The 7515-nt window shown below is 69.1% G+C and carries 6 protein-coding genes; 3 read left to right on the top strand and 3 right to left on the bottom strand.

The annotated features are described in order from the left end of the window. Together JO059_RS17255 and JO059_RS17260 are read left to right on the top strand one after the other, a co-directional pair. A partial coding sequence (locus JO059_RS17255; protein WP_293320845.1) for a transposase occupies positions 1-968 on the top strand: 968 nt, incomplete at its 5' end. Between the two features lie 36 nt (positions 969-1004). Further along, positions 1005-2162: an Mrp/NBP35 family ATP-binding protein gene (locus JO059_RS17260; RefSeq protein ID WP_293320847.1), complete on the top strand. Its 1158-nt coding sequence runs from the start codon at positions 1005-1007 to the stop codon at positions 2160-2162. 30 nt (positions 2163-2192) lie between these two features. On the opposite strand, the gene tatB is transcribed toward JO059_RS17260, so the two are convergent. From tatB to rseA, 3 genes are all read right to left on the bottom strand, one after another. Then, the gene (gene tatB / locus JO059_RS17265) at positions 2193-2591 is read right to left on the bottom strand and encodes a Sec-independent protein translocase protein TatB (RefSeq protein ID WP_366516238.1); all 399 of its coding nucleotides are present in this window, start codon (positions 2589-2591) and stop codon (positions 2193-2195) included. 11 nt (positions 2592-2602) lie between these two features. Then, positions 2603-4114 carry a trypsin-like peptidase domain-containing protein gene (locus JO059_RS17270; protein ID WP_293320849.1) on the bottom strand — a complete coding sequence of 504 codons (1512 nt, stop codon included), beginning with the start codon at positions 4112-4114 and terminating at the stop codon, positions 2603-2605. A gap of 108 nt (positions 4115-4222) precedes the next feature. Next, on the bottom strand, positions 4223-4606 hold the full coding sequence (gene rseA, locus JO059_RS17275; RefSeq protein WP_293320851.1) for an anti-sigma E factor RseA: 384 nt from the start codon (positions 4604-4606) through the stop codon (positions 4223-4225). Between the two features lie 219 nt (positions 4607-4825). Between rseA and JO059_RS17280 the strand changes: the two genes are divergently transcribed. Beyond that, the gene (locus tag JO059_RS17280; RefSeq protein WP_293320852.1) at positions 4826-7498 is read left to right on the top strand and encodes an AAA family ATPase; all 2673 of its coding nucleotides are present in this window, start codon (positions 4826-4828) and stop codon (positions 7496-7498) included. The last annotated feature ends 17 nt before the right edge of the window (positions 7499-7515 follow it).

A 7515-nucleotide genomic window follows, 5' to 3' on the forward strand; every position in this document is an offset into this window, starting at 1 on the left:
TGGCGGTGGCCCGCTACCGCGACCGCCATCATGTGTCGGGGGCCAAATCGGATTCCTCTGATGCCAAGCTGTTGGCTGATCTGGTGCGCACCGATCGGCACAACCACCGGCGCCTGGCCGGAGACAGTGCGGCCGCCGAAGCGATCAAGGTACTGGCCCGGGCGCATCAAAGCCTGATCTGGGCGCGCACTCGGCATGCCAACACGTTGCGAAGTGCGCTGCGCGAGTACTACCCAGCGGTGCTGCAGGCATTCGAAAGCCTCACCGATCGTGACGCATTGGCGATCCTGGGCCGAGCCCCCACTCCCGAACAAGGGCGAAGACTAAGCGAATCCAAGATCGCGGCAGCCCTGAAAAACGCTGGCCGCCAACGCAACATCGAAGCCCGCGCACGCCAAATCCAGATCGCGCTACGATCCGAGCAGCTGGCCGCACCGGCCGCGGTCGCTGCGGCCTTCGGCGCGACCACCACCGCCACGGTCAACATCATCATCGAACTCAACCATCAGATCAGCGCCCTCGAAGCCGAGCTGGCGACACATTTTGAGACACACCCGGACGCCGACATCTACCTCTCCCTGCCAGGACTCGGTGTCATCCTCGGCGCCCGGGTGCTCGGTGAGTTCGGGGACGACCCGAACCGATACACCGACGCCAAGTGTCGCAAGAACTACGCCGGAACATCACCACTGACCGTGGCATCAGGCAAAAAGCGAGCGGTGCTGGCCCGCCACATCCGCAACCGGCGACTCTACGATGCGATCAACCAGTGGGCGTTCTGCGCGCTATCGACCAGCCAAGGTGCCCGGTTGTTCTACGACCAGCACCACGCCGCCGGAAACACCCACCACCAAGCCCTACGGGCCCTAGGAAACCGCCTCGTGGGCGTCCTGCACGGCTGCCTACGCCACCACAGCCGATACGCCGAACACACGGCCTGGGCACACCGAGCCCAGATAGCCGCTTGACACATTACGAACCTGGGATATCTAGACTCGGCGGTGATGTCCAGTCATGACGCTTCCGATGCCAATGCCGACCTGAGTGCGGCCATCCGCACCGCGCTGGGGAAGGTGATCGACCCCGAACTGCGGCGCCCCATCACCGATCTCGGCATGGTCAAGAGCATCGACGTCGGTCCCGACGGCAGCGTGCACGTCGCGATCTACCTCACCATCGCCGGCTGCCCGAAAAAGTCCGAGATCACCGAGCGTGTCACCACGGCGGTGGCCGACGTTCCCGGCACCGGGGCGGTGACGGTCAGCCTGGATGTGATGAGCGACGAGCAGCGGACCGAGTTGCGCAAACAGTTGCGCGGGGACACCCCCGAGCCCGTCATCCCGTTCGCCCAGCCCAACTCGCTGACCCGGGTGTACGCGGTCGCCTCCGGCAAGGGGGGCGTGGGTAAATCCACCGTCACGGTCAACCTGGCCGCCGCGATGGCCGCCCGCGGCCTGTCGGTCGGCGTGCTCGACGCCGACATTCACGGCCACTCCATCCCCCGGATGATCGGCAGCACGGACCGGCCCACCCAGGTGGAGGCGATGATCCTGCCGCCCGTCGCCCACGAAGTGAAGGTCATCTCGATCGCCCAGTTCACGCAGGGCAACACCCCGGTGGTGTGGCGCGGACCGATGCTGCACCGCGCCCTGCAGCAGTTCCTGGCCGACGTCTACTGGGGCGACCTGGACGTCCTGCTCCTCGACCTTCCCCCGGGGACCGGCGACGTCGCCATCTCGGTGGCCCAGCTGATCCCCGGCGCGGAGATCGTGGTGGTAACCACGCCGCAGCTGGCCGCGGCCGAGGTCGCCGAGCGGGCGGGCAGCATCGCGCTGCAAACCCGGCAGCGCATCGTCGGCGTTGTGGAGAACATGTCGGGCCTGACGCTGCCCGACGGCTCGACGATGCAGGTGTTTGGCGAGGGCGGCGGCCGCCAGGTCGCCGAGCGGTTGTCACGCGCCGTCGGCGCCGATGTGCCGCTGCTCGGCCAGGTTCCCCTGGACCCGGCGCTGGTCGCCGCCGGCGACGCGGGGACCCCGATCGTGTTGAGCGCACCCGACTCTTCCGCGGGCAAGGAACTGCGTGGCGTGGCCGACAGCCTGTCGTCGCGCAGGCGCGGGCTGGCGGGCGTGTCGCTGGGACTTGACCCCACCCGCCACTGATGCTGCGGGTGGCGCCCTCGAACCGCAGGTTCAGGTGGCGTCGGTATCGAACGGCGCCGGCCCGCCGGCGTGGTGATCGGACGGCACAGGCTGCCCGGCCGTTTCCTGTTGCTTCGACGGGACACCGTTGACGGGCCGCTCCAAGTCCCTGAGAAAGGAGTCGTCGCCGTCCAACAGGTGCTTGGTCAGCGCCGCGCGCGGCGTCATGCCACGCAGTTTCTGCAACTCACTGAGGGGGACGCGCAGCTCGTCGAACTCGGGTCCCAGGTCCTGGCGTAGCTGGGTCGTCATGCCACTGAGGTAGTCACGCGCCTGCCGAAGCGAGTTCGACGTCCACCGGATCGCGCCCGGCAACCGCTCGGGCCCCAGGATCACCAGCCCGACCACGACGAGCACCAGGATGTGCTCCCAGCTGAGGTTCCCGAACACCTGGCCCCCAGCTAACCGTTTTCCGCGTCCGGTTTCACCGTCAGCGTGACGTTGCGCCCTTCGCGGACCACCTCTATCGGCGCGTCCTGGCCGATGGTCAACTGCCGCACGGCGACGACGAACTCGTCGGCGTCGGCGACCTTGCGGTTGCCGACCTTGACGATCACGTCGTTTTCCAGAATCCCGCCCTTTTGCGCGGGGCTTCCCGCCTTGACGTTGGCGACCTGGGCGCCCGAGGCGATGGCGTTACTGACCGACCGGGTGCTGACTCCCAGCGTGGGGTGCACGATCTTGCCGTCTTTGATCAGAGTTTGGGCGACCTGCTTGGCCTCGTTGATGGGAATCGCGAAGCCGAGTCCGCTCGCGCTGTCCGACAGCGACTTGCCCGCCGTGTCGATGCCGATCACCTGCGAATCCATATTGATCAGCGGGCCGCCGGAGTTGCCGTGGTTGATCGACGCGTCCGTCTGCAGGGCGTCGATGACGGTGTCGGTGTCAGAGCCCTCGCCCGACAGCGGGACCGGGCGGTGCAGCGCGCTGATGATGCCGTGCGTCACGGTGCTGCGCAGCCCCAGCGGCGAACCGGCGGCCAGGACCTCGTCGCCGACGCGCACCTTGTCGGAGTCGCCGAGCTGGGCCACGGTCAGGTTGTCGACGTTGTCGACCTTGAGGACGGCCAGGTCCGTCTTGGGGTCGCGGCCCACCAAGTTGGCGGGCACTTCCTTGCCGTCGTTGAAGACGACGGTCGTCTTGAACTGGCTCGGGTTGTTCGCGGCCTCGGAGATGACGTGGTTGTTGGTGACGATGTAGCCGCGGCCGTCGATGACCACGCCCGACCCTTGCATGCCCTCCTGGTCGCTCTTCGACTCGATGGTCACCACGGCGTTGGCCGTCGCGGCGGCCACCCTGGCGAACCGGCCCGCCGGCTGTTCGCCGTTGCCGGGCGTCGACAGCGTCACCTTCGAGGTGGTGAAGGCCTCGACGACCTCGGCCGTCTTGCGGCCGATGATGCCGCCGACCAGGCCGATCGCCAACGCGATCAGCAGCAGGACGGCCAGAGCGCGGTAAGAAACCTTGCGCCCGAAGAGGAGGTCGCGCACGCCGAGCTTGCCGCGGTAGCCGGGCGCACTCTGCGGCGCCGGCGGCGACAGCGCCGGCGTCCCGAGGCCCGCGGCGGCGCCCGGATCGCGCCAGGGGTCGTCGAGCTCCTCCGGCCACGCCCCGTCCTTCTCGCCGGCCAGCGCTCCGGCATCGATCGGATGGCGTTGCAGCGTGTCCACGGCCCCGGCGGGCCGGCTGAACGCCTCTTGGAGCACCGGATCGGCCGGTCGGTCATTGGATCGGAATTCCGCCTGGTCACGATACTTCTGCGGACGCACACGCTCGGCCACGAAGGAACCCCGCAGCCCGCTGGGACGGCTGAACACCTGGCGCGACGCGGGATCGACCGGCGGACGGGAGATGGGGCGCGGCGCCAAGCGGTCTCCGCCGTTGTTGCCGCTGTCGTTGGCGTCGGAGGTCACGTTAATCCCTTTGGATCCTGTTCTGAGCGCTGAAGACAAGCCCGTCAACGGGCGCTGTGCCTCACACCGGCATTGTCGGCGTCCACCCTAGTATCCACGGTCCGGCGACTACCGGCGCTTACGCCGGTCCCGCACGTCGCGGTCGGCCAAACGATCGGGGGTGTCGTCAGCGGACGGCTGGTGCGGAATTTCGGACAGCAGCCCGAGTAGCTCGGTGGGGATGCGGATCGGGTGGGAGTCGCGCAACGCCGCGCGCGCCCGGCTCTGGTCGTCGACTTCGGCGGCGCATTCCGGGCACAGCGAGAGGTGGTGTGCGGCGCGCAGGTGTGCGTTCATCCGGAGCTCGCCGTCAACGAACGCCGCGATCGCCTCGCTAGACAGGTGTTCGACGGAACTGAATTTGCGCGGCGCACCGACCGGGGCGTCGCTCTGGGAGGCGAACTGCGCGGGGAGCCAGGAGAACGCGCGGCGGAACACCTCACGGTCGGCCATCACCGCTCCCTTCGTTACCGCCTATTCCTCGAATGTAGCGCGAGAGGGTCTCCGATAGCGCGCCTGTGGGCCCGCAAACCGGCTGGAATGTCGGCTGTGTTGGTAACCAGGCTACGGATCGGCCCTGGGATCGGCTCCCCAACCGCGACGGTGTGGATCTTCGCTAGAGTCGCCTGGCCACGGGGTGTCGGGGATAATCTGAATTCGCATCATGTCCGGATGTGCGATTGCTGGGATTCGGTGGCGTCTTTTGTGGACGGCACCGTGAAAACGCGTCGCAGCGAGGGCCGTCCGGCTGGGCGCCTGCTGGAGCGAGAGGCGGTGCTGGCCGAGCTGGCGACGCTGGCGCGGGGGATCCACCGCGGCGAGGGCCGGGTGGTGTTGCTGCGTGGGGAGGCCGGGGTCGGCAAGACCGCGGCGATCACCAGGTTTGCGGGCGGGCTGGATGCACCGGTGCGGGTGCTGGTCGGCGGTTGTGACCCGCTGGCGGCGCCGCGGCCGTTGGGTCCGCTGCTCGACGCGCTGGCCGGATTGGGTCCCGCCGCCGACGCGGTGGAGTCGGCGATCGATGCCGGTGACACCGCGGCGCTGTACCGGCGCCTGTTGGCCGTGCTGCGCGACGGGAACCGCTGGGTGTGGGTGATCGAGGATGCCCATTGGGCCGACGGGGCCACCCTGGATCTGGTGCGTTTTTTGGCGCGGCGCATCGGGTCGCTGCCGCTACTGCTGGTGGTGTCCTATCGCGATGACGAGCTCGACGCGCAACATCCGCTTGCGGTCGCGCTCGGCGACGTGGCGACGTGTGCGGCGGTCAGCCGCATCGCGTTGCAGCCGCTGAGCCGTGATGCGGTGGCGGTGCTGGCCGCCGGCAGTGGGGTGAACACCGAGCAGTTGCACCAACTCACCGGCGGTAACCCGTTTTATGTCACCGAAGTCCTGGCCGCCGGCCCCGATGCCCTGCGACGAAATGCGTTGCCGCGCAGTGTTTCCGAGGCGGTTTGGGGACGGCTGGGGCGCCTGTCGGCGATCGCGAGGCAAACCGCGCAGGCGGTGGCGGTCTGCGGGCCACGCGCCGACCCGGCATTGGTGCGCGCACTGTGCTCGGCGGCCGACGCGGGGTTGGCTGAATGCCTGGATGCGGGGGTGCTGGTCGCCGAGGGGCAGGCGATCGGTTTTCGGCACGAGCTGGCCCGTCGCGCAACGCTCGACCGCATCGACGACTACCAGCGCAAAGTCCTGCATTCCCGCGCGCTGAGCGCGCTGGCCGAATCGATGGTCGACCCGAATACTTTGGCGGCGTTGGCATTGCACGCCGACGGGGCCGGCGATCGGGAAGCGGCCGTTCGTCATGGGGTCGCCGCGGCGCAGCGGGCCGCCGCACTGGGGGCCCACCGGCAAGCCGCCGACCTCTACGCGCTGGTATTGCGTCACGCCGACACCGCCCCCGCCGAACAGAAGGTGGTCTGGCTCGAACAACACGCGCTGACCAGCTACCTGGGCGGCCTCGTGCAGGCCTGTGTGCACTCGTACCGGGAGGCAATCGCCCTGCGCCGGCAACTGGGTGATCACTTAGAAGAGGGCGACGACCTGCGCCGGCTCTCGCACGTGTTGAGCCGCGCATCGTCGGCCAGGAAGGCGGGCCGGGAGTCGCTGCGGCTGCTCGAACAATACGGGCCCACGCCGCAGCTGGCCTGGTCGCTGGCCCACATGGCCGAGCTATCCTTCCTGGCCTACGACCCGGCCTGTGCCGACTACGCGGCCCGCGCGATCACACTGGGCAACCAACTGAACCTTCCGGCCGTGGTGATCAAGGCCGGTTATTACGCCGCGCTGTCCGCTGTCGTGCGCACCGGCGTCGGGTGGGATGAGCTAGAGGCGGCGTGGCATGAGGCGATGGGCACCGCCGAGCTCGCCGAACTCGCCGGGCTGATGGGTATGGGCCTGTGCTGGCAGGCGGCCCTGCGCCACGAGCTGGATCGGGCCGAGGGATATATCGCCGAAACGACGGCGTTTTGCGCCGGCCATGATTTGGGCACGTTTGAGCCGCTCGCGGTCTCCGCGGCGGCGCTGGTCGCCTTGCACCGCGGGGACTGGGCCCGCGCCGCTACCCGCGCCGAGAATGTGCTGTCCCGCCCCGCGATGACCCCGCTGCATCGGTATTTGCCGTTGACCACACTGGGGTTGATCCGCGCCCGGCGCGGCCAGCAACCGGTGTCCGCGCTACTCGATGAGGCGATATCCGTCGCCGAACCCGACGACTTTAGCCGCCTGGGACCGGTATGGGCCGCCCGTGCCGAGGCCGCCTGGTTGGCCGGTGACGACATCACTTCGCGCACCGAGGCGCAGGCCGGGCTGGCGACGGCGCCCGCACACGCCGATCCTTGGCTGGTCGGGGCCCTGCGCCGCTGGGCGTATCTGGCCGGCGGTCAACCCGATGACACCGGCGAGCGGACCCCCTTCGAGTTGGAGCTGCGCGGTGACTGGCGCGGCGCCGCTGCCGAATGGACACGCCGCGGCTGTCCCTACGACAGCGCCGTCGCCCAACTCGGTGGGGATGCCGTCGCCGTGGAATCGGCGCTGGCCACGTTCCGCCGCCTAGGGGCGACCGCCGCGGCCCGCCGCTCCCGACAACGTCTCACCGCACTGCGCGGCGCCACCCCCCGCAGCCGCCCCGCCGACGTCCGGGCCGACCCAGACGGACTGAGCCGCCGGCAACGCGAGGTGCTCACGCTGATTACGGCCGGCCACAGCGACGCCGACATCGCCACCAAACTCTGCATCAGCCCCAAGACCGTCGGCCACCACGTTCAAGCGATCCTGGCCAAACTCGGCGTCGCCAACCGCACCCAGGCCGCCGCTGAGGCGCGGCAATCCCACACCGCTGAACCGTGACCCCGGCGCCATCCGCG

Origin of the sequence: Mycobacterium sp. (assembly GCF_019247615.1) — a bacterium.
GTDB lineage: Bacteria > Actinomycetota > Actinomycetes > Mycobacteriales > Mycobacteriaceae > Mycobacterium.